This is a genomic window from Deltaproteobacteria bacterium (assembly GCA_016210005.1).
Lineage (GTDB): Bacteria > Desulfobacterota > Binatia > HRBIN30 > JACQVA1 > JACQVA1.
The window spans coordinates 1-2,631 of sequence record JACQVA010000195.1 but is presented as its reverse complement, the minus strand read 5'-3'; the positions used below and the strand labels follow the sequence as shown (position 1 = coordinate 2,631).

Sequence of the window (2,631 nt, the reverse complement as noted above, 5' to 3'; positions counted from 1 at the left end):
TGAAGGTGCCGGTGTTGGCAAACACCGCCCCACTGCTCCCGTAGAGATCGCCGGTCCCGCTCCACGTAGCGCTGCCCGCGTTGGTCAACGTGCGCACGTCGAGGAACTTGTTGTCACCGCCGCTGATCGCCAACGTCCCGCTGGCGCTCACGCTGGTCGTGCCCGTCCCGCTCATGACCCCGCCGGCCCAATCCATGGTGCCGCTGACCGTGAGCGCCCCGCTGCCGGTTAGTGTGCCTCCATTCAGAGTGAACCCAGTCACCATCGTATCCGCCGCCCCGAGGTCCGCCGTGCCGCCATTGATGATGGCGGTGTCACCAGCGGCGGGCACGCCGGCGGGACTCCAGTTCCCGGCGGTGAACCAGTCGGCGGAGACCGGCCCGGTCCACGTGCGGTCGACACCGTAGGCAACGTGACCTCGCAGGATGAAAACACCTATGAGCATTACCGCGTGAAGAGTCGCTCTACGAGTTGACATCGCCCCTCCCATTGCCTTTTGCTGCGTCTCTGCCCATCCGCCATCCTGAGCGAGAGATCAGTGCACGTGTTGCCGCAACACGCCGCGCGATGCATACCGCCATGGACAAGATTCAACAAACGGTTTCTCGCGTCAGTCCGCCCATCGAGCATCGCTCCGTTTCGTCTCATCTCGCCCTCCACCGCCGTAGATCACCGAAAACCGGACTTTGCTGCATCGAAGGCAGAGGCTGGAGGCTGGGGACTGGAGGCTCGGGTGCCCCCGGCCCTCCGCCAACTTCGCGGCCTTCGTGTTCTTCGTGGTGGTCACCGGTTTCAGCCGCACAAAGCAGCGCTCCATTCGCCCCGACCCTCCACCACCGTAGAGCACCGAAATCGGAACTTTGCTGCATGGGGGTGATTCAAGTAGATTCACATGAGCAGACGAAGTCGGAGAACCACGAAGCACACGAAGGGCACGAAGATGCAGTTCGATGAGGTATCGAATCGAGTGATCGGCTGTGCCATCGAAGTGCACCGGGTACTGGGTCCGGGTCTGCTGGAGTCGACCTACGAGCAGTGCCTGGCTCGGGAACTGACCCTTGCCGGGCTCGGGTTCAAGCTCCAGTGGCCGCTGCCGGTGGAATACAAGGGAACTCGTCTGGATTGTGGATACCGGGTTGATGTCTTGGTGGAGGACCGCCTGATTGTGGAGCTGAAGGCGGTGGAACAAGTGCTCGGCATCCATCACGCGCAGCTCCTTACCTATATGAAGTTGGCGGGCATCCGGACCGGGCTGTTGATCAACTTCAATGTCCCGGTGTTGAAGGACGGGCTTCAGCGCTTTGTTCTGTAGCCGCACTTCGTGGCCTTCGTGTTCTTCGTGGTGGTCACTCGGTTTCCGGTTCACAAAGCACCGCTCCATTCGCCCCGACATCCTACGCAGATCACCGAAATCGCCGCTTTGCGGCATTGAAAGCAGAGGCTGGAGGCTGGGGACTGGGGTGCCCCGCGGCCCTCCTCCAACTTCGTGGCCTTCGTGTTCTTCGTGGTGGTCACTCGGTTTCAGCCCCACAAAGCACCGCCGCATTCGCCCCGACCCTCCACTGCCGTAGAGCACCGAAATCGAAACTTTGCTGCACTGACGGCGGGGACTGAGGGCTGGAGGCTTGCAGGGGCAGAGTTTCCAAACCCATGCGCCGCGCGCTATAGTAGCAGCCGTCATGGCCGAGACCGCCTTCCAGTCCGACGAATCCTTCGCCCAGCGGGAGTTCTGGGAATGGGTGAACGAACGTCCGCGTTCGGACCTCAACCACTACGAGCTGATCAACGGAAGGATCGTGATGACTCCACCGGCTGGCTGGCCACATGGCGGCATTGGTTCCAATCTCAACGTTCTGCTCGGCACGCACGTTCGCGGTGGTAAGCTGGGGCGGGTCTTCGACGCCAGCACCGGATTCGAATTGCCCTCCGGCGACACGGTCGAGCCGGACGTGTCGTTCATCTCCGGCGAGCGCATAGCTGTCGGTCCCGCACCTGAACGACGGAAGTTCTTGCGCATGGTTCCCAACTTGGTCGTGGAGATTTTGTCCGACCCCACGGCGCGGCGAGACCGCACGGAGAAGAAGCAGATCTACGAGACGAACGGCGTCGATGAATACTGGCTCGTCGATCCCGATCGGCGGGAGGTGACCGTTTTTCATCTCGTTGGCGAACACTATGGCCCCGGGGAGATCTTCCGGCGCGGCCTGATCAGCTCCCAGGTACTGCCCGCCTTGGCGTTCACAGTCGACGACGTCTTCGAGCTGTAGCATCAGATTCCCGAGCCGACTGAATGACGCCCGCGGTGTGAGACCGCCGCCAGTGACCGTGTCGCCCGATGCCCCCGCAGGCCGCGTGACGCATAGCGCTACGGGCAGGATTCCACAAACGGTTTCGCGCATGAGTCCGCCCATCCCTCATCGCTCCGTTTCGTCTCATCTCATCCCTCTACTGCCGTAGATCACCGAAATCGGAACTTTGCTGCATTTGAAGAGGCTGGAGGCTGGGGAGGCGGGTTTCTATAACGACATGGTCCAGGCGAGTCGCCCCGTTGACCTTCCCGTTGCCTATTCGTTTGGTGTGGCCATGAAGACCCGCGGCACACACGAGCCGCGCAGCGGCGCGAGCAAGGGT

Annotated in this window: 3 protein-coding genes; 2 read left to right on the top strand and 1 reads right to left on the bottom strand. The window is 62.0% G+C overall.

Going from position 1 to position 2,631, the window contains the following annotated elements:
* On the bottom strand, positions 1-478 hold a 478-nt coding region (locus HY699_19195), incomplete at its 3' end, for a hypothetical protein (GenBank protein ID MBI4517937.1).
* A gap of 462 nt (positions 479-940) precedes the next feature.
* Here HY699_19195 and HY699_19190 point away from each other — a divergent pair.
* Positions 941-1,312 carry a GxxExxY protein gene (locus HY699_19190; GenBank protein MBI4517936.1) on the top strand — a complete coding sequence of 124 codons (372 nt, stop codon included), beginning with the start codon at positions 941-943 and terminating at the stop codon, positions 1,310-1,312.
* 367 nt (positions 1,313-1,679) lie between these two features.
* Positions 1,680-2,267 carry a Uma2 family endonuclease gene (locus HY699_19185; GenBank protein ID MBI4517935.1) on the top strand — a complete coding sequence of 196 codons (588 nt, stop codon included), beginning with the start codon at positions 1,680-1,682 and terminating at the stop codon, positions 2,265-2,267.
* Positions 2,268-2,631: the final 364 nt, after the last annotated feature.

Excerpts from the sequence above, each read along its gene's own strand:
- HY699_19190 (MBI4517936.1), top strand. The coding sequence starts at position 941 with ATGCAGTTCGATGAGGTATCGAATCGAGTGATCGGCTGTGCCATCGAA.
- HY699_19185 (MBI4517935.1), top strand. The coding sequence starts at position 1,680 with ATGGCCGAGACCGCCTTCCAGTCCGACGAATCCTTCGCCCAGCGGGAG.